Origin of the sequence: Mycolicibacterium cosmeticum (assembly GCF_000613185.1) — a bacterium.
Classification (GTDB): Bacteria; Actinomycetota; Actinomycetes; order Mycobacteriales; family Mycobacteriaceae; genus Mycobacterium; species Mycobacterium cosmeticum.
The window spans coordinates 1,098,189-1,122,224 of the sequence record NZ_CCBB010000001.1 but is presented as its reverse complement, the minus strand read 5'-3'; the positions used below and the strand labels follow the sequence as shown (position 1 = coordinate 1,122,224).

The 24,036-nt window shown below is 65.3% G+C and carries 17 protein-coding genes and 3 rRNA genes; 10 read left to right on the top strand and 10 right to left on the bottom strand.

Annotation, left to right across the window (positions count from 1 at the left end; all coding sequences use genetic code 11):
* The first annotated feature begins 109 nt into the window (after window positions 1–109).
* The 3 genes from BN977_RS05370 (at window position 110) to BN977_RS05360 (ending at window position 3,804) form a co-directional block, all read left to right on the top strand.
* Entirely contained in the window at window positions 110–3,079 is a 2,970-nt protein-coding gene (locus tag BN977_RS05370) for an acyl-CoA synthetase (protein WP_024451850.1), read from the top strand.
* A 62-nt stretch (window positions 3,080–3,141) separates the two neighbouring features.
* Window positions 3,142–3,579 (top strand): hypothetical protein, encoded by a 438-nt coding sequence (locus BN977_RS05365; protein ID WP_024451849.1) that lies wholly within the window; start codon window positions 3,142–3,144, stop codon window positions 3,577–3,579.
* A gap of 9 nt (window positions 3,580–3,588) precedes the next feature.
* Entirely contained in the window at window positions 3,589–3,804 is a 216-nt protein-coding gene (locus tag BN977_RS05360) for a Trm112 family protein (RefSeq protein ID WP_024451848.1), read from the top strand.
* On the opposite strand, the gene BN977_RS05355 is transcribed toward BN977_RS05360, so the two are convergent.
* From BN977_RS05355 to BN977_RS05345, 3 genes are read right to left on the bottom strand one after another with little or no spacing between them, the layout of a single operon-like run.
* A complete protein-coding gene (locus tag BN977_RS05355) occupies window positions 3,776–4,393 on the bottom strand; it encodes a TetR/AcrR family transcriptional regulator (RefSeq protein ID WP_024451847.1) in 618 nt (205 codons plus the stop codon). The two genes, BN977_RS05360 and BN977_RS05355, sit on opposite strands and share 29 nt — an antisense overlap.
* A gap of 7 nt (window positions 4,394–4,400) precedes the next feature.
* Window positions 4,401–5,237 (bottom strand): ABC transporter permease, encoded by an 837-nt coding sequence (locus tag BN977_RS05350; protein WP_084172413.1) that lies wholly within the window; start codon window positions 5,235–5,237, stop codon window positions 4,401–4,403.
* Window positions 5,180–5,935 (bottom strand): ABC transporter ATP-binding protein, encoded by a 756-nt coding sequence (locus BN977_RS05345; protein WP_036396620.1) that lies wholly within the window; start codon window positions 5,933–5,935, stop codon window positions 5,180–5,182. Before BN977_RS05345 ends, BN977_RS05350 begins: the two co-directional genes overlap by 58 nt.
* Before the next feature lie 113 nt (window positions 5,936–6,048).
* Between BN977_RS05345 and BN977_RS05340 the strand changes: the two genes are divergently transcribed.
* The 5 genes from BN977_RS05340 to rrf all read left to right on the top strand — a co-directional run bounded on the left by BN977_RS05340 (window position 6,049) and on the right by rrf (window position 13,726).
* A complete protein-coding gene (locus BN977_RS05340) occupies window positions 6,049–6,702 on the top strand; it encodes a DNA-3-methyladenine glycosylase (RefSeq protein ID WP_051561074.1) in 654 nt (217 codons plus the stop codon).
* Complete coding sequence (gene tyrS / locus BN977_RS05335; protein ID WP_036396617.1) at window positions 6,702–8,021, top strand: tyrosine--tRNA ligase; 1,320 nt, start codon at window positions 6,702–6,704, stop codon at window positions 8,019–8,021. The genes BN977_RS05340 and tyrS overlap by 1 nt, the downstream gene beginning before the upstream one ends.
* Before the next feature lie 378 nt (window positions 8,022–8,399).
* Window positions 8,400–9,919, top strand: a 16S ribosomal RNA gene (locus BN977_RS05330).
* 395 nt (window positions 9,920–10,314) lie between these two features.
* Window positions 10,315–13,431, top strand: a 23S ribosomal RNA gene (locus BN977_RS05325).
* A 182-nt stretch (window positions 13,432–13,613) separates the two neighbouring features.
* A 5S ribosomal RNA gene (gene rrf, locus BN977_RS05320) occupies window positions 13,614–13,726 on the top strand.
* The 16S, 23S and 5S rRNA genes sit together here, the layout of an rRNA operon.
* Window positions 13,727–13,811: 85 nt before the next feature.
* Here the strand turns inward: rrf and BN977_RS05315 are convergent.
* From BN977_RS05315 to BN977_RS05300, 4 genes are all read right to left on the bottom strand, one after another.
* A complete protein-coding gene (locus tag BN977_RS05315) occupies window positions 13,812–14,306 on the bottom strand; it encodes a methylated-DNA--[protein]-cysteine S-methyltransferase (protein ID WP_024452062.1) in 495 nt (164 codons plus the stop codon).
* Window positions 14,306–15,805, bottom strand: coding sequence for a DNA-3-methyladenine glycosylase 2 family protein (locus tag BN977_RS05310; protein WP_036396616.1), 1,500 nt, complete (start codon window positions 15,803–15,805; stop codon window positions 14,306–14,308). Before BN977_RS05310 ends, BN977_RS05315 begins: the two co-directional genes overlap by 1 nt.
* 275 nt (window positions 15,806–16,080) lie before the next feature.
* Window positions 16,081–16,851, bottom strand: a complete 771-nt coding sequence (locus tag BN977_RS05305; protein ID WP_051561073.1) for an alpha/beta hydrolase — start codon at window positions 16,849–16,851, stop codon at window positions 16,081–16,083.
* 90 nt (window positions 16,852–16,941) lie between these two features.
* Window positions 16,942–17,247 (bottom strand): DoxX-related protein, encoded by a 306-nt coding sequence (locus BN977_RS05300; protein ID WP_024452066.1) that lies wholly within the window; start codon window positions 17,245–17,247, stop codon window positions 16,942–16,944.
* A 302-nt stretch (window positions 17,248–17,549) separates the two neighbouring features.
* Between BN977_RS05300 and BN977_RS05295 the strand changes: the two genes are divergently transcribed.
* Window positions 17,550–18,935 (top strand): ABC1 kinase family protein, encoded by a 1,386-nt coding sequence (locus tag BN977_RS05295; RefSeq protein WP_024452067.1) that lies wholly within the window; start codon window positions 17,550–17,552, stop codon window positions 18,933–18,935.
* Here the strand turns inward: BN977_RS05295 and BN977_RS05290 are convergent.
* Together BN977_RS05290 and BN977_RS05285 are read right to left on the bottom strand one after the other, a co-directional pair.
* The gene (locus BN977_RS05290; protein ID WP_024452068.1) at window positions 18,918–19,544 is read right to left on the bottom strand and encodes a TetR/AcrR family transcriptional regulator; all 627 of its coding nucleotides are present in this window, start codon (window positions 19,542–19,544) and stop codon (window positions 18,918–18,920) included. The two genes, BN977_RS05295 and BN977_RS05290, sit on opposite strands and share 18 nt — an antisense overlap.
* A complete protein-coding gene (locus tag BN977_RS05285; protein WP_024452069.1) occupies window positions 19,541–20,218 on the bottom strand; it encodes a TetR/AcrR family transcriptional regulator in 678 nt (225 codons plus the stop codon). Before BN977_RS05285 ends, BN977_RS05290 begins: the two co-directional genes overlap by 4 nt.
* Before the next feature lie 337 nt (window positions 20,219–20,555).
* Here BN977_RS05285 and BN977_RS05280 point away from each other — a divergent pair, with 337 nt between their 5' ends.
* Window positions 20,556–22,415: a DUF1214 domain-containing protein gene (locus BN977_RS05280; RefSeq protein WP_036396615.1), complete on the top strand. Its 1,860-nt coding sequence runs from the start codon at window positions 20,556–20,558 to the stop codon at window positions 22,413–22,415.
* Window positions 22,416–22,418: 3 nt separating this feature from the next.
* On the opposite strand, the gene BN977_RS05275 is transcribed toward BN977_RS05280, so the two are convergent.
* Window positions 22,419–24,023, bottom strand: a complete 1,605-nt coding sequence (locus BN977_RS05275) for an adenylate/guanylate cyclase domain-containing protein (protein WP_024452071.1) — start codon at window positions 24,021–24,023, stop codon at window positions 22,419–22,421.
* Between the last annotated feature and the right edge of the window lie 13 nt (window positions 24,024–24,036).

The window sequence follows — 24,036 nt, the reverse complement described above, 5'->3', positions numbered from 1 at the left end:
GCCGGGCCGGACATTCACCCACCATATTCGCGGTGGCCGCCCGGTGCCGCTATGCCATGATGGCCGGGGCATCGGGGGAATGGACTATGAGGCGTTAGGGGAGCGGGCGTTGGTCGATTTCTCACTGATCACCGGACCGGTCGGCCGTCTTCTGGCCACCGCGCAGAACGGGATCGAGGTGCTCCGCTACGGCGGGCTGGAGACCGGCGCGGTGCCCTCACCGTTCCAGATCATCGAGAGCGTCCCGATGTACAAGCTGCGCCGCTACTTTCCGCCGGACAGTCGGCCCGGCGCGGCGACACCCGGCCCGCCGGTGCTCATGGTGCACCCGATGATGATGTCGGCCGACATGTGGGACGTGACCCGGGCCGACGGCGCGGCGGGCATCCTGCACAACGCCGGTCTGGACCCATGGGTCATCGATTTCGGGTCACCCGATCAGATCGAGGGCGGGATGCAGCGCAATCTCGCCGATCACGTGGTGGCCCTCAGCGAGGCCATCGACACCGTCAAGAAGGTCACCGAACGCGACGTCCATCTGGCCGGCTATTCGCAGGGGGGCATGTTCTGCTATCAGACGGCGGCCTACCGGCGGGCGCAGGACCTGGCGAGCATCATCACCTTCGGTTCCCCGGTCGACACGTTGGCCGCGCTGCCGATGGGTATCCCGCCCAATATGGGTGCGGTGGCGGCGAACTTCATGGCCGACCACGTATTTTCGCGTATCGACATCCCGGGTTGGTTGGCGCGCACCGGTTTTCAGATGCTCGACCCGCTCAAGACCGCGCAGGCCCGGCTGGACTTCCTGCGGCAGTTGCACGATCGTGAGGCGTTGCTGCCGCGCGAACAGCAGCGTCGCTTCCTGGACTCGGAGGGCTGGATCGCGTGGTCCGGGCCCGCGATCTCGGAACTGCTCAAGCAGTTCATCGCCCACAACCGGATGATGTCCGGCGGATTCTCCATCCGCGGTGATCTGGTGACCCTCGCCGATATCGACTGCCCGATCCTGGCGGTGGTGGGCGAGGTCGACGACATCGGCCAGCCGGCCGCGGTGCGCGGCATCAAAGGCGCGGCGCCCAAGGCCGATGTGTACGAATATCTGATCAGGGCAGGGCATTTCGGCCTGGTTGTCGGTTCGAAGGCCGCAACCCAGACCTGGCCGACGGTCGCCGCGTGGGTCAAGTGGCGCAACGGCGAAGGGCCGTTGCCCGAGGATGTCGTCCCGATGGCGCACCGCCCGGCGACCGCGGCCACCGAAAGCGGTGTCCCACTGGCCTCCCGGGTGGCGGCGGGCACCGCGGCGGCCACCGAGGTGGCGTTCGGTCTGGCCCGCACAGCGGCGGATGCCGTTGTGGCAGCGCAGAAGTCGGCGCGGACGCTGGCGGTGGAGACCGCCCGCACGCTGCCCAGGCTGGCGCGCCTCGGGCAGATCAACGATCACACCCGGATCTCGCTGGGCCGCATCATGTCCGAACAGGCCGAGAACAACCCGGACGGCGAGTTCCTGCTCTTCGACGGACGGGTGCACACCTACGAGGCGGTGGACCGCCGGGTCAACAACGTGGTGCGCGGCCTGATCGGGGTGGGCATCCGGCAAGGCGTCCGCGTCGGTGTGCTGATGGAAACCCGCCCCAGTGCGCTGGTGGCCATCGCCGCGCTGTCCCGGCTCGGTGCGGTGGCGGTGCTGATCCCGCCGGACGCCGACCTGACCGAGGTGGTCCGGATCGCCGGGATCGCCGACGTGCTCGCCGATCCCGGCAACCTGGAGGTGGCCCGCGGCCTGGGCATCCGGGTGTTGGTGCTCGGTGGCGGTGAATCGCGTGACCTGCATCTGCCGAGTGACGCGGACGACGTGGTGGACATGGAGCAGATCGACCCGGACAAGGTCATCCTGCCCGGCTGGTACAAGCCGAACCCGGGATTCGCCCGCGATCTGGCCTACGTCGCGTTCGCGAGTGCGGGCGGCCAGTTGGTGGCCCGCCAGATCACCAACTTCCGGTGGGCGCTCTCGGCGTTCGGCACGGCCTCGGCCGCCAACCTGAGCAACCGTGACACGGTCTACTGCCTGACCCCGCTGCACCATCAGTCGGGTCTGTTGGTCAGTCTCGGCGGCGCCGTCGTCGGCGGGGCCCGCATCGCGCTGTCCCGGGGGCTGTCCCCGGACCGTTTCCTGCACGAGATCCGGCAGTACGGGGTGACGGTGGTGTCCTACACCTGGGCGATGCTCGGTGAGGTGATCGACGATCCGGCGTTCCGGCTGTCCGGGAGCCACCCGGTGCGGTTGTTCATCGGGTCCGGTATGCCGACGGGGCTGTGGCGCCGGGTGGTCGAGGTGTTCGATCCGGCGCACGTGGTGGAGTTCTTCGCCACCACCGACGGGCAGGCGGTGCTGGCCAACGTGTCCGGCGCGAAGTTCGGCAGCAAGGGCCGGCCGCTGCCCGGCGGTGGCCGGGTGCAGCTGGCGGCCTACGACGCCGATGACGATCTGATCCTGGAGGACGACCACGGTTTCGTGCGGCTGGCGCAGGCCAACGAGGTGGGCGTGCTGCTCGCGCAGCCGCGCGGCCCGGTCGATCCGACGGCCTCGGTCAAGCGGGGCGTTTTCGCCGCCGCGGATACCTGGGTGTCCACCGAGTCGCTGTTCCGCCGCGACGAGGACGGTGACTATTGGTTCGTCGACAACCGCAGCGCCGTGATCCGCACCCCGCGCGGTCCGGTCTTCACCGCCGCGGTCAACGACGCCGTCAGCCAGGTGGAGTCGGTCGACCTGGCCGTCACCTACAGCCTCGACCTGCCGCAGCGCTGCCTGGCGGTGACGGCGGTGGCGCTGCGGCCGGGTGGCAGTGTGCCCAGCGCCGAGCTCAACGACGCGCTGGCGGCGCTGCCCGTCGGCGCCGGCCCGGACATCGTGTACGTGACACCGCGCATGACGCTCAGTGCGTCCTACCGGCCGATGGTCGGCCCGCTGCGGGCGGCTGGCGTCCCCAAGGCGTCGCGTAACGCCTGGTATTTCGACGCCGATACGAGTCAGTACAAGCGCCTGACGGCGGCGGTCCGTGCCGAGCTCGGGGATCTTTGACGGTGCCCGGCCCCCACGACGCTGTTAGGCTCCCCGTGACGACGCAACGCAATGGAGGATCTATGGCACCGGAGTCAACGCGGGCGACCGGCTGGCGGCGCGCGATCGCAGGTGTCGCGGTGGCGACCGGCTTGATGGCCGCTTTCGGATCCGGGATCGCCAGCGCCGACGTGCTCGACGATATTGCCGCCGAGTACGACACCGGCGCCGGTGGCGGTCAGATCTCCAATCTGATCCACGATGCGCTCAAGCTGCGGGCGCTCGGCTTCATGCCGTCCAAGGGCAACTACGCCGACCTCAAGGACGGCTTGGACAAGCGGCCGAACCAGGTTCCGTTGATCAACGCGCTCAAGGCGACGGTGGATTTCCAGCGCAAGACGCAGGCGCGCACGGTCCAGCCGTCCAACCCGACCACGATCGGGATCAACACCTACAACCCGGACAACGACAGCGTTTTCGGCAACTTCACCGTCAGCGGCCCACCGCTGGGTGGCGGATAACCTGCGGTCGTGGTCGATTCCAAACTGCTGAGCATCCTGGTCTGCCCGCAGGATCACGGACCGCTGCTGTACGTCGCCGGCGAGTGCCTGTACAACCCGAGGTTGCGGCGCTCATATCCGATCGTCGACGACATCCCGGTGCTGCTGATCGACGAAGCCGTCGCGGTGACCGACGAGGCCGAGCACGACCGCCTGGTCAGCTCAGGCTCGGCAGTTCCCCGGTGAGATAACGCTGCAGGTTGGGCGCGATCGTCTTGGCGATCGCCTCGGGCGGCAGCGACGCGAACGGCTCCAGCTCCAGGATGTAGCGGGCCACCACCACGCCGACCAACTGGGATGCCACGAATTGCACCCGGATCGGCCCCGAGCCCGGCGGGTTGTCCACCCGGGAGCCGACCTCGACGGCGATCACCTCCTGCAGGAACGAGCGCACCAGGCTCACGTCGGCGCCGCCGAGAATCGAGCGCAGTGTCGCGATGAGACCCTTGCCGATCTCCGAATCCCACAGCGGCAGCAGCAGCGACGGCAGCATCAGGCCGATCTCGTCCACCGGGGTCTCACGCAGCGGTCCGATCACCTGCATCGGGTCGATCGGGATCTGGATGGCGGCGGCGAACAGTTGCTGTTTGGTGCCGTAGTAGTGGTGCACCAGGGCGCCGTCCACGCCGGCGGCCGTCGCGATCGCACGGATCGAGGTCTTGTCGAAACCGTTGCGGGCGAACAACTCCCGGGCACTTGCCAGGATGCGCTCGCGGGTGTCGGACGCCCCGGGCGGGCGCCCGGGGCGTTTGGGTTCGGTCTTGTGGGCGGTCACGTTCTCCTCATGGGGTACGGCGCCGAAGTGTCGCCGCTGCCAGCGCCAGGGCCATGATCGCGAACCCGATGACCACAGCGATATCGCGGACCGCGATTGCCGTGGGTTCGCTGTACGCGCCGACCTGTTGCAGTGCTTCCAGAGCGTAGCTGGCCGGCAGCACATTGCTGATCCACTGCAGCCATTCGGGCAGCACCTCGCGTGGCACGATGATGCCGCACAGCAGCAGCTGCGGGGCGATGACCACGGGCATGAACTGCACGGCCTGGAACTCGGTGCGGGCGAACGCGCTGCACAACAGGCCCAGGCCCACCCCGAGGACCGCGTTGACGATGGCGATGAGGAACACCAGCGCCGGGCTGCCCGCGGTGTCGAAACCCAGCAGCCAGAACGCCACCACACAGGCCAGCGTGGCCTGGACGGCCGCGGCGATGGAGAACGCCGTGCCGTAGGCGGCGAGCAGGTCGAACCGGCGCAGCGGCGTGGTCAGGATCCGTTCGAGCGTGCCCGACACCCGTTCGCGCTGCATGGTGATCGAGGTGATCAGGAACATCACGATCAGCGGGAAGACGCCGAGCATGATCAGGCAGGCGTTGTTGAACGGCGACGGCGTGCCAGGAAGGTGCGGACCGCGGGAAACTCTGTCGAACATGAAGTACATCAGCGTGATGATCAGCGTGGGCACCACGACGATCATCGCCACGCTGCGGTGGTCGCCGGCCAGTTGGTGCAGGATCCGGCCGGTGGTGGCCAGGTACGCCCGCGGGCTCAGCCTGCTCGGCCTTTTCAGGCTGCGGTGCTGTGCCGGATGACGGACAGGAACGCTTCCTCCAGTGACGAACATCCTGTGTCCTCTCGCAATCGGGTGGGGGTGGTGTGGGCGAGCAGCCGGCCTTCTCGCATGAGCAGCAGGTCGCCGCAGTGGTCGGCCTCGTCCATGACATGGCTGGAGACCAGCAGGGTGGTTCCGGCTCGGGCCAGCTGATGGAACTGCACCCAGAGATCGACGCGCAGCACCGGGTCCAGTCCGACGGTCGGCTCGTCGAGCACCAGCAGGTCCGGATGCGACACCAATGCGCAGGCCAGTGACACCCGGGTGCGCTGACCGCCGGAGAGGTTGTCGCACAGGGCATTTCGATGATCGGTCAGGCCTACCGCGGCGATCGCGTCCTCGGCGGCCTGTGCGTCGGTGCCGTACAGGGCGGCGAAGTAGCGGGCGTTGTCGATGACCCGCAGGTCGCGGTAGATGGTGGCGTCCTGGGTGACATAGCCGACCCGGTGGCGTAATTCGGGGGAGCCGGCGGGATGGCCCAGCACCGTCACCGATCCCGACGCGACGATCTGGGTGCCGACGATGGCCCGCATCAGGGTGGTCTTCCCGCAGCCCGAGGGCCCCAGCAGCCCGGTGATGGTGCCGCGCGAAATCTGCACGGACAGGTCCCGCACGGCGTGGCGCTTACCGCGGGTCACCTGGAGTTTCTCGATGCGGACCGCCGGCTCGGCGTCCCGTCCGGAAAATTCATCATTCGATGAAGTCATCATGTGATGAATACTGCGCCCGCTGTGCGTCGGTGTCAAGGGGCCGGGCACAATGCGGAGTCGTGGGGCGAGCGGAGCGAGGGGGGATGGGCGCAGGGCGAGCGGAGCGACGGGGGATGGGCGCAGGGCGAGCGGAGCGAGGGGACTCGGTCGACAGGGCGTTGGCCGATGCGCTGGCGGTGGACCCGGTGACCGCGGCACGGTTGTTGCTGGGCGCGCAACTGAGCAGTCGCGGCGTGGTCGCCACGATCGTCGAGGTCGAGGCCTACGGCGGGCCGGTGGACGAGCCCTGGCCGGACCCTGCGGCGCACTCCTATCGCGGCCCACGGCCACGCAACCTCGTGATGTTCGGGCCCGCCGGCCGGATGTACACCTACCGCAGCCACGGGATCCATGTGTGCGCCAATGTCGTGTGCGGGCCTGAGGGTTTCGCGGCCGCCGTGCTCTTGCGGGCGGCGGTGGTGACCGACGGTGAGGACGTGGCCCGCACCCGTAGGGGAGTGGCCGTCCCCACCCCTGCGCTCGCGCGCGGGCCGGGGAACCTGTGCTCGGCATTGGGAATTCTCATGGAGGACAACGGCATTGACCTCGATGACGACTCCGGTCCGGTGCAACTCAGGCTGAATCCGGTCACCGGTGCCGTGCCCGGCCCGCGGGTCGGCGTGAGTACGGCCGCGGACCGGCCGTGGCGGTTCTGGCTGGTGGGCTATCCGGAGGTGTCGGCCTATCGGCGCAGTCCGCGGGCGCCGATGCCGGGCAGCAGCGACTGATGCAGGAAGATGGCACCGTGAGCACGGGCATCCTCGAAGAGCTGGAATGGCGCGGCTTGATCGCGCAGTCGACCGACCGCGACGCACTGGCGTCCGACCTGGCCACCGGCCCCATGACGGTCTATTCGGGTTTCGACCCCACCGCGCCGAGCCTGCATGCCGGTCATCTCGTCCCGCTTCTCACGCTGCGCCGCTTCCAGCAGGCCGGACATCGCCCCATCGTGCTCGCCGGGGGAGCGACCGGGATGATCGGTGACCCGCGCGACACCGGGGAACGGACCCTGAACACCGCCGATACCGTCGCCGACTGGGCTGATCGGATACGTGGCCAGTTGGAGCGGTTCGTCGAGTTCGATGCGTCGCCGACCGGTGCCATCGTCGAGAACAACCTGTCCTGGACAGGCCCGCTGTCGGCCATCGAGTTCCTGCGGGATATCGGCAAGTACTTCTCGGTCAACGTGATGCTCGACCGCGACACGGTTCGGCGCCGGCTTGAGGGCGAGGGCATCTCGTATACCGAGTTCAGCTACATGTTGCTGCAGGCCAATGACTTCGTGGAGTTGCATCGCCGGCATGGCTGCGCGCTGCAGATCGGCGGCTCCGACCAGTGGGGCAACATCGTCGCCGGTGCCCGTCTCGTGCGGCAGAAGTCCGGGGCGAGCGTGCACGCGCTGACGACCCCGCTGGTCACCGACTCCGAGGGCAAGAAGTTCGGCAAGTCCACCGGTGGCGGCAATCTGTGGCTGGACCCGGAGCTGACCTCGCCGTATGCCTGGTACCAGTACTTCGTCAACACCGGCGACGCGGACGTCATCGGTTATCTGCGGTGGTTCACCTTCCTGGACGCCGAGGAACTGGGGGCCTTGCAGACGGCGACCGAGGAGCGCCCTCATGAGCGGGCGGCGCAGCGCCGGCTGGCCAGGGAGCTCACCACGCTGGTGCACGGGCAGGCCGCCACCGACGCGGTGGAACTGGCCAGTCAGGCTCTCTTCGGGCGTGCTGAGCTCGCCGACCTCGATGAACCGACCCTGGCGGCGGCGCTCAGCGAGGCCGGTAATGGGGACGTTGCCGAACTGACTCCGGGCGGCCCGGACGGCATCACCGACCTGCTGGTCACGACGGGACTGTCGAAGAGTCGCGGTGAGGCCAAGCGTGCCGTTGCCGAGGGCGGCGTCTACGTGAACAACGCGCGGGTGGAAAGCGCCGAATGGCTACCACAGCCGACGGACTTTCTGCATGACCGTTGGCTGGTGTTGCGCCGTGGCAAGCGCCACATCGCGGGCGTCCGCCGAGTGACCGCCTCTGACCAGCAAAAATAGGGCGCTGACCTGGGGATTTGACTCGCTGTTAGCCCTGACGTAACTTATTCCAGGTCAGAGCGACACGGCCCCGGCCGGAGAGCGAAGACCAAATCCGAGAGAGACTCCCTTAAAGAGAGGAGTTCCTCACTGCCCGCACTACGGATCGCGGCTTTTAGCCGCGGGATTGTTGCGCGGTCAGCTCGGGCGTGTTGTTTGAGAACTCAATAGTGTGTTTGGTGGTTTTTGTTTGTTGTTTTTTGCCATCTTGGTGGGGGACTCCCCGTCTTCCTGCCACATGAGATGGTTTGTTTTTTGATGCCAGTTTTTGGTGTCTTTTGTTTGTGATCGGATTTTTCTGATTCGAATTCTGCCCTGGCCTGTGGGTTGGGGGGTTTTTGTTTGGAGAGTTTGATCCTGGCTCAGGACGAACGCTGGCGGCGTGCTTAACACATGCAAGTCGAACGGAAAGGCCCTTCGGGGTGCTCGAGTGGCGAACGGGTGAGTAACACGTGGGTGATCTGCCCTGCACTTTGGGATAAGCCTGGGAAACTGGGTCTAATACCGAATAGGACTCCAGCCTTCATGGGTTGGGGTGGAAAGCTTTTGCGGTGTGGGATGGGCCCGCGGCCTATCAGCTTGTTGGTGGGGTAATGGCCTACCAAGGCGACGACGGGTAGCCGGCCTGAGAGGGTGACCGGCCACACTGGGACTGAGATACGGCCCAGACTCCTACGGGAGGCAGCAGTGGGGAATATTGCACAATGGGCGCAAGCCTGATGCAGCGACGCCGCGTGAGGGATGACGGCCTTCGGGTTGTAAACCTCTTTCAGCACAGACGAAGCGCAAGTGACGGTATGTGCAGAAGAAGGACCGGCCAACTACGTGCCAGCAGCCGCGGTAATACGTAGGGTCCGAGCGTTGTCCGGAATTACTGGGCGTAAAGAGCTCGTAGGTGGTTTGTCGCGTTGTTCGTGAAAACTCACAGCTTAACTGTGGGCGTGCGGGCGATACGGGCAGACTGGAGTACTGCAGGGGAGACTGGAATTCCTGGTGTAGCGGTGGAATGCGCAGATATCAGGAGGAACACCGGTGGCGAAGGCGGGTCTCTGGGCAGTAACTGACGCTGAGGAGCGAAAGCGTGGGGAGCGAACAGGATTAGATACCCTGGTAGTCCACGCCGTAAACGGTGGGTACTAGGTGTGGGTTTCCTTCCTTGGGATCCGTGCCGTAGCTAACGCATTAAGTACCCCGCCTGGGGAGTACGGCCGCAAGGCTAAAACTCAAAGGAATTGACGGGGGCCCGCACAAGCGGCGGAGCATGTGGATTAATTCGATGCAACGCGAAGAACCTTACCTGGGTTTGACATGCACAGGACGCTGGTAGAGATATCAGTTCCCTTGTGGCCTGTGTGCAGGTGGTGCATGGCTGTCGTCAGCTCGTGTCGTGAGATGTTGGGTTAAGTCCCGCAACGAGCGCAACCCTTGTCCTATGTTGCCAGCGGGTTATGCCGGGGACTCGTAGGAGACTGCCGGGGTCAACTCGGAGGAAGGTGGGGATGACGTCAAGTCATCATGCCCCTTATGTCCAGGGCTTCACACATGCTACAATGGCCGGTACAAAGGGCTGCGATGCCGTGAGGTGGAGCGAATCCTTGTAAAGCCGGTCTCAGTTCGGATCGGGGTCTGCAACTCGACCCCGTGAAGTCGGAGTCGCTAGTAATCGCAGATCAGCAACGCTGCGGTGAATACGTTCCCGGGCCTTGTACACACCGCCCGTCACGTCATGAAAGTCGGTAACACCCGAAGCCGGTGGCCTAACCCCTTGTGGGAGGGAGCCGTCGAAGGTGGGATCGGCGATTGGGACGAAGTCGTAACAAGGTAGCCGTACCGGAAGGTGCGGCTGGATCACCTCCTTTCTAAGGAGCACCACGAGACCTGCGTCGGCCCCGTAAATTGCGGGATCAGCTGAGCGTCAGGCGATTCGTTGGATGGCTCGACCTCTGTAGTGGAGGCGGGTCTGGTGCAGCAACAAACTTTGATGAAACCGCCAGGCACACTATTGGGCTTTGAGACAACAGGCCCAGCGGGACCCTCGCTCTACGGAGATTGGGGTTGCCGGCCGTGCGTGTCCCGTTGGGGGCCAGGCGGTTGCTGTTGTCGCCCTGCTTTGGTGGTGGGGTGTGGTGTTTGATTTGTGGATAGTGGTTGCGAGCATCTCGCATACAGGAAGACTCCGGTCTCGTGAGAGGTTGGGGTGTTGTTGTGTGTGTTTGATGTGCAATTTCTTTTTTTCTTTTTCTGGTTTTTTGTGTTGTAAGTGTTTAAGGGCGCATGGTGGATGCCTTGGCATTAGGAGCCGATGAAGGACGTTGGAGGCTGCGATATGCCTCGGGGAGCTGCCAACCGAGCGTGGATCCGAGGATGTCCGAATGGGGAAACCCAGCACGAGTGATGTCGTGTTACCCAACGCTGAATATATAGGCGTTGGGGGGGAACGCGGGGAAGTGAAACATCTCAGTACCCGTAGGAAGAGAAAACAATTGTGATTCCGTGAGTAGTGGCGAGCGAAAGCGGAGGATGGCTAAACCGTATGCATGTGATACCCGGCGGGGGTTGTGTGTGCGGGGTTGTGGGGCGTTTCTTCTCAGCACCGCCGTGCTGGGCAGCAGTGATAAAGGTGTGTGTTAGTCGAAGTGGTCTTGGGATGGCCTGCCGTAGAGGGTGAGAGCCCCGTAGGTGAAAACATGCACTCTGTTGTGGAACTGTCCCCGAGTAGCAGCGGGCCCGTGAAATCTGCTGTGAATCTGCCGGGACCACCCGGTAAGCCTGAATACTTCCTGATGACCGATAGCGGATTAGTACCGTGAGGGAATGGTGAAAAGTACCCCGGGAGGGGAGTGAAATAGTACCTGAAACCGTGTGCCTACAATCCGTCAGAGCCCTCCTTTGTGGTGGGGTGATGGCGTGCCTTTTGAAGAATGAGCCTGCGAGTCAGGGACATGTCGCGAGGTTAACCCGGGTGGGGTAGCCGTAGCGAAAGCGAGTCTGAATAGGGCGTATCCAGTCAACAGTGGCTGGTGTAGTGGTGTGTTCTGGACCCGAAGCGGAGTGATCTACCCATGGCCAGGGTGAAGCGCGGGTAAGACCGCGTGGAGGCCCGAACCCACTTAGGTTGAAGACTGAGGGGATGAGTTGTGGGTAGGGGTGAAAGGCCAATCAAACTCCGTGATAGCTGGTTCTCCCCGAAATGCATTTAGGTGCAGCGTTGCGTGTTTCTTGCCGGAGGTAGAGCTACTGGATGGCCGATGGGCCCTACTAGGTTACTGACGTCAGCCAAACTCCGAATGCCGGTAAGGGTAAGCGTGGCAGTGAGACGGCGGGGGATAAGCTCCGTGCGTCGAGAGGGAAACAGCCCAGATCGCCGGCTAAGGCCCCTAAGCGTGTGCTAAGTGGAAAAGGATGTGCAGTCGCGAAGACAACCAGGAGGTTGGCTTAGAAGCAGCCACCCTTGAAAGAGTGCGTAATAGCTCACTGGTCAAGTGATTGTGCGCCGATAATGTAGCGGGGCTCAAGCACACCGCCGAAGCCGCGGCAATACGTAAGTATTGGGTAGGGGAGCGTCCTGCACCCAGTGAAGCAGCCTGGTAATGGAGCTGTGGAGGGTGTGGGAGTGAGAATGCAGGCATGAGTAGCGATAAGGCAAGTGAGAACCTTGCCCGCCGAAAGACCAAGGGTTCCTGGGGCAGGCCAGTCCGCCCAGGGTGAGTCGGGACCTAAGGCGAGGCCGACAGGCGTAGTCGATGGACAACGGGTTGATATTCCCGTACCCGTGTGTGCGCGCCCATGATGAATCAGAGGTACTAACCACCCAAATGGTGGCCTATCCAATCCTTCGGGAGCGGAAAGTCGCCGGCTGCGTGGGACCTTCTCTGGTAGTAGTCAAGCGATGGGGTGACGCAGGAAGGTAGCCATACCAGTCAGTGGTAATACTGGGGCAAGCCTGTAGGGAGTTGGATAGGTAAATCCGTCCAACACGTATCCTGAGAGGTGATGCATAGCCGAGTGAGGCGAATTTGGTGATCCTATGCTGCCGAGAAAAGCCTCTAGCGAGCTCACACACGGCCCGTACCCCAAACCAACACAGGTGGTCAGGTAGAGAATACTAAGGCGTACGAGTGAACTATGGTTAAGGAACTCGGCAAAATGCCCCCGTAACTTCGGGAGAAGGGGGACCTCCTACTGTCAACACCCTTGCGGTGGGTAGCGGTGGGGGGTGGCACAAACCAGTGAGAAGCGACTGTTTACTAAAAACACAGGTCCGTGCGAAGTCGCAAGACGATGTATACGGACTGACGCCTGCCCGGTGCTGGAAGGTTAAGAGGACCCGTTAACCCTTCGGGGTGAAGCGGAGAATTTAAGCCCCAGTAAACGGCGGTGGTAACTATAACCATCCTAAGGTAGCGAAATTCCTTGTCGGGTAAGTTCCGACCTGCACGAATGGCGTAACGACTTCTCAACTGTCTCAACCATAGACTCGGCGAAATTGCACTACGAGTAAAGATGCTCGTTACGCGCGGCAGGACGAAAAGACCCCGGGACCTTCACTACAACTTGGTATTGGTGCTCGGTTCGGTTTGTGTAGGATAGGTGGGAGACTGTGAAGCGGCCACGCCAGTGGTTGTGGAGTCGTTGTTGAAATACCACTCTGACCGTATTGGGCCTCTAACCTCGAACCGTCTATCCGGTTCAGGAACAGTGCCTGGTGGGTAGTTTAACTGGGGCGGTTGCCTCCTAAAATGTAACGGAGGCGCCCAAAGGTTCCCTCAACCTGGATGGCAATCAGGTGTTGAGTGTAAGTGCACAAGGGAGCTTGACTGCGAGACGGACATGTCGAGCAGGGACGAAAGTCGGGACTAGTGATCCGGCACCTCTGAGTGGAAGGGGTGTCGCTCAACGGATAAAAGGTACCCCGGGGATAACAGGCTGATCTTCCCCAAGAGTCCATATCGACGGGATGGTTTGGCACCTCGATGTCGGCTCGTCGCATCCTGGGGCTGGAGCAGGTCCCAAGGGTTGGGCTGTTCGCCCATTAAAGCGGCACGCGAGCTGGGTTTAGAACGTCGTGAGACAGTTCGGTCTCTATCCGCCGCGCGCGTCAGAAGCTTGAGGAAACCTGTCCCTAGTACGAGAGGACCGGGACGGACGAACCTCTGGTTTACCAGTTGTCCCACCAGGGGCACGGCTGGATAGCCACGTTCGGACAGGATAACCGCTGAAAGCATCTAAGCGGGAAACCTCTTCCAAGACCAGGCTTCTCACCCTCTAGGAGGGATAAGGCCCCCCGCAGACCACGGGATTGATAGACCAGACCTACACACCTAGTAATAGGTTCAGGGAACTGGCACTAACCGGCCGAAAACTTACACACACCCACCCACGGGCGGGTAACAAAAAATGTGTAAGAAAACAAAGAAATGACGCACACCGCGCTCGCAACCACATCCACATGTTTGGACACGTGAAACCAGCAATGGTTTCCCACCCCACCACCAAAACACAAAGATTTCCCCCTCACAACAACATGGGGGTCACTGAAAAAGTGAATAGAGTTACGGCGGCCATAGCGGCAGGGAAACGCCCGGTCCCATCCCGAACCCGGAAGCTAAGCCTACCAGCGCCGATGATACTACCCACACGGGTGGAAAAGTAGGACACCGCCGAACACAATTTAAGTCCTCGGCCCTCCAATTTCGATTGGAGGGCCGAGGCATTTTGTGTTTCAGGACCAAAATGTCGCCGTTCCCGGATTCAAAACAATGCCGGCGCATTTCGGCTCTTCTCCATTTCCAGGAGAATTTTCTTCTTGTCCAAGCCACCGCCGTAACCGGTGAGGCTGCCATTCGCCCCGATCACGCGGTGGCACGGCACGATGATGCCGATCGGATTGTGGCCGTTGGCCAGGCCCACGGCCCGATATGCGGTCGGCGACCCGACTTGTTCGGCAATCTCTCCGTACGAGCGTGTCTCGCCGTAGGGAATGGTCAACAACGCCTCCCACACCCTGCGCTGGAAGGCGGTCCCCACCAACTCCAGCTCCAGGTCGAAGTCGGTGCATTCACCGGCGAAATACGCCCGCAGCTGCGCGACGGCCTCGGGGAACGCATCGTCGTCGGGTTGCCAATCACTGCGGTTGGGTTCGTACATCTGATCCACCATCCGCAGGTGCATCAAGCGCCCGTCGACCCCGGCCAGCGTCAGGAGCCCGACCGGGCTGTCGATCGTCCGATACTTCACGTCTGCCATCACTTCTCCTGCTGCGCTGTCTTGGGCGGCCAGTCGTTCACGGCGTGGTCCAATGCCGTCCACAGATGTTGGGTGGCGTAGGCACGCCATGGCCGCCAGCGTCTGCTGTGGGTTTCCAGCGCGGCTCTGTCGGTCGGCAATCCGATCGCGGCGGCCGCCGCTTGCACCCCGAGATCCGCGACGGGAAACGCATCGGGATCGCCGAGGCCGCGCATCGCGATGACCTCCGCGGTCCACGGACCGATACCGGGCAGGGCGAGCAGCTGGGCTCTGGCCCGATCCCAGTCGGCGCCGGCGTCCAGTTCGACCTGACCTCCGGCCAATGCCGCCACCAGGGCGACGACGGTTCGCCGCCGGCTGGCCGGCATGGACAGCCGGTCGGGATCCAGCTCGGCGAGTTGTTCCACCGAGGGAAAGGTATGCGTCAACGTGCCGTCCGGATCGGCGATCGGCGTGCCGTACTCCGCCGCCAGCCGGCCGGCATGCGTGCGGGCCGCCTTGATCGACACCTGTTGTCCGAGCACCACCCGGATGGACAGTTCGCTCTCGTCCACGGTGCGGGGGATGCGCTGCCCCGGGGCCTTGCCCACCAGCGGAGCCAGCTGCGGATCGGCGCACAGCGCGTCGACCACGGCGGCCGGATCGGCGTCCAGGTCGAGCAGGCGCCGGCACCGGGCGATCGCGGCGGACAGGTCACGGAAGTCGTCGACGCGCAAGCGGCAGCGGACGTGGTCGGGATGCGGCGTCAGACCGACCACCCCGGAACCGCTGGCCAGCCGCAACGTCCGGCGGTATGCGCCGTCACGGACTTCCTCCACGCCGGGGACCGCACTGGCGGCCAGATGGCCGAACAGTCCTTCGTAGGCGAAGGGCATGCGCACCGGAAGGCGCAGGGACAGTGTGTCCGCTCCGACATGGTCGTCGCGACCGAACCTGGCGCGTGCCCGTTTGCGCAATTCGGTGGGCGTCAGTGCGCAGACCTCGCGGATCGTGTCGTTGAACTGGCGAATACTCGCGAAGCCGGCCGCGAACGCGACGTCGCCGAACGGGACATCGGTGGTTTCGATGAGCACCCTGGCGGTCTGGGTCCGCTGGGCCCGGGCCAGCGCCAGCGGGTTCGCGCCCACTTCCGCCTGCAGTAGCCGCTCCAGCTGGCGGGTGGTGTAACCCAGGTGGGCTGCCAATCCGGTGACACCGGAGCGATCCACCAGGCCGTCGGCGATGAGCCGCATGGCCCGGGCCACCACATCGCCCCGGACATTCCATTCCGGTGACCCGGGGGAGGCATCCGGCCTGCAGCGCTTGCACGCCCGGAAGCCCATCCGCTGCGCGGCCGCGGCGGTCGGATAGAAGCGGACGTTGCGCGCCAGCGGTGGGCGAACGGGACAGCTGGGGCGGCAATAGATGCCGGTGGTGAGCACCGCGGTGACGAACCAGCCGTCGAAGCGGGCGTCCTTGGACTGGACGGCCCGGTAACAGCGGTCGAAATCGTCGTGCACCCGTTCACCTTTACATGTACCCACCGACAGAACTGGCGGAAAAACGACATCGAGGTGGGCGGTGCGCGCTCAACGAAAGACGAGTGGGGAGGCCGGCAGGCACCCGCTCGAGGTGGCGTGTTCCAGGGCGTCCAAGACGGCGAGACCGTGCAGGCGGCGTTCGCGTCCGACCCAGCCGCAGGTACAGATGCCGTAACGCGGCCGGCTGACGGCCAACACCCGGACCACCCCTCGGCCGGCGACAACCGGCGACGCCGCTACCACCACGCGCGAGGTCATCGGTTGTCGCTCACCGGGCTGCCGACGACCCGCATCCGCCTCGCGCGGCCGGGCTGGACGACCCGGACCCGCAGATGAAGCGCGTCGACCCAGCGTCGAATGCGTTCGGCGGCCGCCATCCAACCGGGTCCCAGCATCATGTCGTGCCGCATGCCGGGTAACAGCTCGGCCCGCGTGTGGTACTCGCCGGCCAGCGCGTGTGCCACCGACGGATCCCAGGAATCGTCGGTGCCGTCCATGACCAGCAGCCGTGGCAGCGTGTCGCCCGGCCTGATCAATCGCAGTTTCGGTGCCTGCGCCGTCTCCGGGTCCGTGCACAATGACCGCAGGGCGGCGTCGTCCTTGAGGGTGTAGCACGTTTCGACGAGGGATTCGGGCGTGCCCGCGCCGAAGATCAGATCGCGCAGCGGCGAGCGGCGCATCATCGACCGCAGATGGTCGGGGGACGGCGACGACGCGACCAGCGCGGCTGCCGGAACGCGGTGTGTGCGCAGATAGTGCTGGACGATGAACCCGCCGGTGGCGTGCCCGACGAGGATGGGCGCGGACGGCAGCTCGGTGGCGACGGTGTGGACGCGCTCGACGTGATCGGCGATCGACGCTGCGGGCCCTGCCCCGTGCAGATCCACCGCGATCGCGCGGTAGCCGCGGTCGGCGAAGTAGTCCAGGAAGTGCTCGTCCCAGCAATCAGCGGAGTGCCCGGCGCCGTGGACGAACAACAGCGGAGAGCGGGCCGAACGGCCCAGGCCCTTGTCGAGGTACTGCAATGGTCGAGTCCTTTGTGCATGTCTGGACGCGCTTGTGCTGATCCGGCCGATGGCAGGCAGGCGTCCAATACTGGTGTGTGACTTAAGGATTCATGCTGGGCGCCGAGCAACCAACCGGGCCCGGCGGCCCAGGGCTCGGGCGGCGTTGCCGACCAGGTACACGCCGTACGCGATCAGGGCCACCACGCCGGCCCCGCGGGTGTGCGCTCGGCTGAGCAACAGCCCGATCGCCGTCTCCAGGCCACCGTTGACGTACACGTAGGTCTGGGTGTTACGCGGGAAGGCGACCCTGGTCATGACCATGAAGCTGCGCGGGTCGATGAAGTGCGCCAACCCGATACCGGCAACGATCAGGCCCAGCAGTCTTGCCGTGCGCGAACTACCCGTCGAACTCATCGTCCCCCCTGTGGTGGCGCTGCCGCCGGTCCTCCCAAACCGGCGACTGCGATGAAAGCCATACTGACATGTCAGTCGACTAAATGCCAGAACGAGTCTCCGGTCGGGTTCGACGGGTCGGCCGGACAAACTTGCGGGCCGGAAAATTCTGTGTCACCGTCGCAGCGTCTTGAGTGTGCGAATTCGCCAAGTTACGGCCGGTGGAGGGTGGACGAAGTGGTCCCAGCTGCTAGTTGTCGCGCTGTTGCGGTGGTCGGCTCCGTGCGGCAACCGCAACATGATTGCTGTGCCGACGTGCGGGCATGAGCACGCCCGACGATCGCCAGGCCCGCGACCGCGTCACCCGTGGCGCGCGGCTGAGCAGGGTGGCGGTCAACCACGCATCGCGAGCGGCGCTGCGCCGGGTGCGCGAACCGTTGATGTCCGACGAGGAGAAGGCCGCCGCGCGCGACGCCGAAGTGCTCCGGTTGGCCGACGACCTGGTGTCGGCGCTGGGCACCATGAAGGGTGCCGCCATGAAACTCGGCCAGGCGCTCTCGCTGCTCAATTTCGGGCTCAGTTCGGCCGCCGCGCGTGACGAGTTCACCCGGCGGCTCGCCCCGCTGTACCGCCGAGCCCCCGCGGTCCCCAATGCGGTGATGCTCGACGTGCTCGACCGTGAGCTCGGGAGCCGGCGCGGCGAGTTGGCGTCCATCGAACCGGAGCCGCTGGCGTCGGCATCCTTGGGCCAGGTGTATCGCGGTGAACTCGCCGACGGCAGGGCGGTGGCCGTCAAGGTGCAATACCCGTCGGCTCAGTCCTCGGTGCGTGCCGACCTGAAGAACCTGGCGCTGCTGGTGCGTTTGCGATCCCGCGACTTCCCGAACCTGGGCCTGGACGAGTTGGTCGGCGAAATCAGCCATCAGATCCGGCTGGAATTGGACTACGAACGCGAGTTCCAGAACCATCGCCGGGTCTACCAGGATTATCTCGGTCACCCGGTGTTCCGGATCCCGAGCCCGATCGAAAGCCTCTGCACCCCAAGGGTGCTGACCACCGAGTTCCTCGCCGGTACCACGCTCGACCAGCTGGGTGCGGCGCCGGCCGAGGTGGCCGATCACCTGGGTGAGGCCGTTTACCGGTTCTATTGTGGCGGTGTGCACACGCTCGGTCGGTTCTGTGCCGATCCGCACCCGGGCAACATCATCGCCCTTGCCGACGGTTCCGTCGGATTCGTCGATTTCGGTCTGTATGTGGACATGGATTCCGCGCAACGCGAATTGGAGCGCGCCGTTCTCGGCGCGGTGCTCGCCGGCGACGCCCGGACGACATACGAGTTGGCCCGCGCGGGCGGATTCATCGTCGACGAAACGGCGATGCCGGAAGCGATGGTGATGGACTACCTCACGACCGTGGCCGCTTGGCATCTGACGCCGGGCGTGGTGACGGTCACCCCGGAGGTCGCGCACCGGTCGCTGTCGCAAGCGATGTTGCCCCGATCGACCTTCCGCAAAGGCATGTACCGCCAACGGGTTCCGCGTGAGCACCTGTTCTCGCGCCGAACCGAGATGAGCGTGTGTGCGCTGCTCGGGGATCTGGGGGCCAGTGGCCCGTGGCGGGCCATTTCGGAAGAGTGGATCCTGGGCGCCGAACCGGCCACCGCCATGGGGCGGCGCATCGCGCAGTGGGAGTCAGCGAGGATCGGCTAGGCCGCGCATCCCGTTGAGCAGGTACTTCGCGCACAACGCCGTGGCTTCCTCGACGTCCACATTGTCGGCGCCGTCGACCAGGGCCGGCAGCACCGAGGTGATGATCGCCGACACGGTGGCCTGTCCGGCCACATCGAGATCCAGATCGGGATGCACCCAGCCGTGCTCGCGGCCGTGCTCGAACAGCCGGGTGAACCGCTCGGCGGCGCGCTGGTGGGTGGTCAGGGTGGCCGCGAGCGCGTCGTCGTCGACACCGGCGGCGGTCAGCGTGACGAACGCCATGAACTCCGCGTTCTCGACGAAATAGGCAATGGCGCAAGCGATCCGGTCCCGTACCTGGTCGACGAACTCGTCACGGGTCGACGGCGGTGGCACGCCATCGGGCGCACTGACCGCGGCGATGATCTGCGCTTCGGTGGTGGCCTGGATCGCGGTGAGCACGTCGCGCTTGTTGCGGAAGTAGTTGTAGAACGTGCCGTGGCTGGCACCTGCGGCCGCCGCGATCTCGGCGACGTCGACGTCCCGATAGCCGTTGGCCATGAACAGGTCGACCGCTGCGGTGTACAACTGGGTCGCGCGGTCGGAGCCGGGGGACGCCGGTGCCGTCATTCGTCCGGGTCCTGTTCGGGCGGGGGAGCCAGGACTCCGCGATCCACCATCGCCTGCGCCGTCTGCAGGAAGCCGGACCGCTTGGTGTCGTCGGAATCGCCGAGCAGCGTCATCACCAGGCCCGGACCGATCATGCCCATCGCGAGACGGGCCATCCTGGTCCATTCGCCGTCGTCGGTCTCGGGGGCCAGATGTTGCAGGCCACGCGACAGTTCGTTGTTCAGGATGGCGTAGAGGCCGGTGACGCGGTCCCGCAACTCCGCGTCGATCGCACTGCACTGCACCGTGAGCAGCTTGAGCAGGCCGGGTTCCTGGTCCACCAGATCGAAGAGGCGGGTGCCGATGGTCTGGATCAGCGTCAGGGCTTGTTCGCGGTCGGTCGGGGCTTCGGTGAGCGCGTCGACGGCCAGTGCGCGCATCGTCTTCTCCACCGCGAAGTCGAAGACGTGATCGAGCAGTTCACGTTTGCTGCTGAAGTACCGATATACGGTTCCGTGTCCGATGCCGGCGTGCTTGGCGATATCACCGATGGAGGTGTCGTCGTAACCCTTCTGGGTGAACACCTCGAAAGCCGCCGCGACGATGGCGTTGCGGCGGGCTTCTTGTAGTCCTGCGGTCTTGGGGCGGCCGCGTCGCGGTTTGGCGCCGTCAACGGCGGCATCCGACCCTTGCACCCGGCGAGTGTACAGCGATCCTGCCTTGAACTAGTGCTGCAGCCACGGCCGCGCCGCGATGCAGATCGGACTTCACGAGGGTGGCCGGTCGCATCGCGCCCGACCACCGTCGCGCCCCCTCGAACACTGATGTGGTTGCCACGGCAACGATCGCACCGCCGTCGGTGACCACGTCAGGATAGCTAGATTGACATACCAGTCACATATTTGCAAGTTTGCTGTCCGGTGAGGTGCGGGAGCGCGGCCGGATCCGCTCCGTGTCGGCATCCGCCGTTCGGATATCGCGCGGGCCACGCGCTGCTATACAGAATGTGATCCGTGTCATAGAGGGGTGCAGATGTCCGGCAGTGCAGCATTCATCGGCCGGATCGGCGGATTGGCCGTAGCGCTGGGAGTGGGTGCCGCGATTGCCAACAGTCCCGGCGTCGCCGCCGCCGACGCGACGGACGCGGCGGACGCGCCCTCGTCGAGTACCGAATCCGCGTCGGACAGCGGCCCGGCCGGGGCCGCGCCGAGCCCGGCGGCCACTCCGGTCGGCCATAAGACGACGGGTAAACCGCCGCGCCGTCCCGTGGTGCAAGCCCAGCGCACGGTGTCCCAGGTGAGCGCGCGCAAGGCCGCCGAGGCCGATGACGAGCCCGATCACGATGTGTCCGATCATCCGAAGACGCCGGCCGACAACCCGGCCGCCGCCGCACTGGCGGGTGCCGCACGACGCGAGATCGGCCACGACCGCGACACCCCGGCCACCGGCATCGCCGCCGCGGCGGTATCCGCGACGACGAGCAGCACCCAGCGCGTGACGGCGACAACCAGCCCGCTCGGCACCGCCGACCAGCTGGCAGCCGAAAAGCTCGCCGAGCGCACCGTCGACACGCTGCCGGTCCGGCTGATGAAAGTCGTTCTGCGCACCGGGTTCCTGTCGGCGGCCAAGCAACAGTTCGATCGGGTCGGTGGGCCCGACCGGGGAAACGTCGACCGGCTCGATGCCGCGGTCGACGCGTACGCCATGGCTTCGGCGTTCCAGCAGCAGCTGCTCGACTCCAACAAGCCCACCGTCGTCATGCAGGTGGCACCGCCGCACACCTGGGCCGGGCAGGACGACGGGACCGTGCCCGCCTCCCGCATCCTGTACGACAACCCGGACACCGTCTACCGCTTCATGGGAGTCAACGGGGCGTCGAAGTACGTGATCACCGGTCGCTTCGACGATCCGGAGCACATGCCCGCCGACACCACGTTCAGCGTGCTGACCGGTCTCACCGGGAACACCACCGCGGTGCTCACCCGGGACAAGCTGGTACTGAACTCCGATGGGTCGTTCACCATCACCGCCGACGCGACACCGGCCGACGGGCGCGACAATCACCTGCAGCTGCCGGCCGACGCCACCCTGATCGCCACCCGGAATACGTTGTCGGACTGGGGGATCGAGGCCCCCATGAGCCTGCAGATCACCCGCGTCGCAGGCCCACCCGACAGCCTGTTCAGTCAGCTCGGCGGCTTCGCCATCCCCGGTCTCGGGCCGACGGTGGTGCGCAGCCCGCTGCTGACGATGCTGGTTTCCCTGGTGCCGCCGTTACCTTCGGTGCCGCCGCTGGTGCGCGGTACCGTGACGGCGATCATCATGGCGCTGGGCATCCAGCGGGAAGCCACGTACATGTCGGTGGCCACCACGGATCCGGCCACCGGGCAGCGCCAGCACCCCAACCTGCTGCGCGATCCGGCCCGAAACGCGGAATTCCTTGCCACCCAACTACAGAGCGCCGGCTACTTCCAGCTGGACGACGACCAAGCGCTGGTGTTGACGGTCGATCCCGACGGTGCCGGTTACTTCGTCGTCCCGGTGACCGACGACTGGACCGTCACGAAGGACTACCGGAACGAGCAGACCAGCCTCAACAACGCGCAGGCCGTGGCCAACGACGACGGGACGTACACGATCGTGGTGTCACCGACCGACCCCGGCGTGGCGAACTGGGTGTCCACCGGCGGCCTGCACCAGGGCACCATCTCGATCCGCTTCCAGGTGCTCGCCGACGGTGCGTCGCCGACGGTGCGCACCCAGCTGGTCTCGCTCGCGGATCTCGCCGGCACGCTGCCGGCGGGCACCCGATACGTCACGGCCGACGGCCGGGCCGCCCAGATCGCCGCACGAAAAGCCGGATTCGACAGCAGGTTTGCGCCCTACGCGTAGCGACTAAACGGGCACGGCCAACCTGGTCGGCTCCTCGAGGCCGCGCAACGCGACGGTCTCACCCAGCCGCCAATGCGCCCTTTCGGTTTCGGTTGCCCCGGCGACGGTGTCGGAGGAGGCCACCAGATGGCCCGGTACCGATTTCGCGAACTCGCACAGTCGGGCCGCCTCGTTCACCGGTTCACCGATCACGGTGTACTCGAAACGCGCCTTGGCGCCGACGTTGCCGGCCACCACCTGACCCGCGGCCACACCGATGCCCGCGTTCAATTCCGGCACCTCCACGCGTAACCGGGTGGCGATCGTGCGGGCCGCGGCCAGCGCCTCGTCCTCGGCGTTGGGCAGTGCGACGGGCGCACCGAACACCGCCAGCACGGCGTCGCCCTCGAACTTGTTGACCAGGCCGGCATGCCGGTCCACCTCGTCGACAATGACGGCGAAGAACCGGTTCAGCAGTGCCACCACCTCCACCGCCGGTCGGCTGGTGACCAGGGCGGTCGAGCCGATGACATCGACGAAAATGACTGCGGCGTGGCGCTCTTCGCCACCCAGCTCGGGCTTCTGTTGCTCGGCCAATGCCGCGACTTCGCGGCCGACATGGCGGCCGAACAGGTCGCGCACCCGTTCGCGTTCGCGCAGACCGTCGACCATCGCGTTGAAACCCCGCTGCAACTGCCCCAATTCGGTGCCGTCGAACACCACCAGGTTGGTGTTCAGGTTGCCCTTCTCGACACGGTTGAGAGCGGCGCGCACCACCCGGATCGGGGTGGCGGTCAGCCAGGACAGGATCCACATCAGCACGAAGCCGAACACCAGGGCGAAGGCGGCCAGGATCATCACCGCGACGGTGAACTGGGTGGGGGTGACGTTGCCCAGCATCAGCGTGATGATCGCGGCGAGCAGGATGCCCAGCACCGGGACGCCGGAGCCCAGCGCCCATACGGTGAGCGTGCGGCCCATGATGCCGGGGGCGAACCGGCGCGGCGGGGGACCCACCTCGAGGGCCTGCGCGGCCACCGGGCGCAGCGCGAACTCGGTGAACAGGTAGCAACTGGCCGAGACCACGATGCCGGGAAAACTGATGCCGAGCAGCACCTTGGGGATGAAGTTGGTGTCCTGCAGCCCGTAGAGGATCGTCAGCAGCGCCGTGCCGGCACCCCACAACACGAGCAACACCCGCGTGAGCCGCCACGGTGCGAAGAACGTGTTGCGTTGATCCTGTGGCGTGGGCTCGCGCTCCTCGATCGCCCAGCGCACGTTGTTGATGACCCGGTTGGTGGCCCACACCACGCCGACGAGGAAGGCCAGCGCGATATAGGCGGGCGCGACGGCCGCGGTGATCCACAGGACGTTCGGTGCGAACACATTCGGCACCGGGAACGTGACGGTGATGACCAGCAGCGCCACGCCCACTCCGATGAGGTTGGCGCCCACGACGAAGGCGGTGAGGATCAACTGGATGCGGACGCGGCGGCGCCGCTGGGTCTCGGAGACCCGGCCCAGGATCCACGACCCGTATTCCGGGGTGGCGGGCATGCGGCCGCTCTGACGGGTCACCTTCTCCAGGACGCGGCCCAGCCGCTGCGCCACGGTCTTTTCCGGAGTCATCGTGGCGCCAGCC

What these genes read in the sequence shown, in the direction of transcription:
- BN977_RS05365 (WP_024451849.1), top strand. Translation starts at nt 3,142, where the DNA reads ATGGCACCGGAGTCAACGCGGGCGACCGGCTGGCGGCGCGCGATCGCA.
- BN977_RS05350 (WP_084172413.1), bottom strand. Translation starts at nt 5,237, where the DNA reads ATGTTCGTCACTGGAGGAAGCGTTCCTGTCCGTCATCCGGCACAGCAC.
- BN977_RS05345 (WP_036396620.1), bottom strand. Translation starts at nt 5,935, where the DNA reads ATGATGACTTCATCGAATGATGAATTTTCCGGACGGGACGCCGAGCCG.
- BN977_RS05340 (WP_051561074.1), top strand. Translation starts at nt 6,049, where the DNA reads ATGGGCGCAGGGCGAGCGGAGCGAGGGGACTCGGTCGACAGGGCGTTG.
- tyrS (WP_036396617.1), top strand. Translation starts at nt 6,702, where the DNA reads ATGCAGGAAGATGGCACCGTGAGCACGGGCATCCTCGAAGAGCTGGAA.
- BN977_RS05315 (WP_024452062.1), bottom strand. Translation starts at nt 14,306, where the DNA reads ATGGCAGACGTGAAGTATCGGACGATCGACAGCCCGGTCGGGCTCCTG.
- BN977_RS05300 (WP_024452066.1), bottom strand. Translation starts at nt 17,247, where the DNA reads ATGAGTTCGACGGGTAGTTCGCGCACGGCAAGACTGCTGGGCCTGATC.
- BN977_RS05295 (WP_024452067.1), top strand. Translation starts at nt 17,550, where the DNA reads ATGAGCACGCCCGACGATCGCCAGGCCCGCGACCGCGTCACCCGTGGC.
- BN977_RS05290 (WP_024452068.1), bottom strand. Translation starts at nt 19,544, where the DNA reads ATGACGGCACCGGCGTCCCCCGGCTCCGACCGCGCGACCCAGTTGTAC.
- BN977_RS05280 (WP_036396615.1), top strand. Translation starts at nt 20,556, where the DNA reads ATGTCCGGCAGTGCAGCATTCATCGGCCGGATCGGCGGATTGGCCGTA.
- BN977_RS05275 (WP_024452071.1), bottom strand. Translation starts at nt 24,023, where the DNA reads ATGACTCCGGAAAAGACCGTGGCGCAGCGGCTGGGCCGCGTCCTGGAG.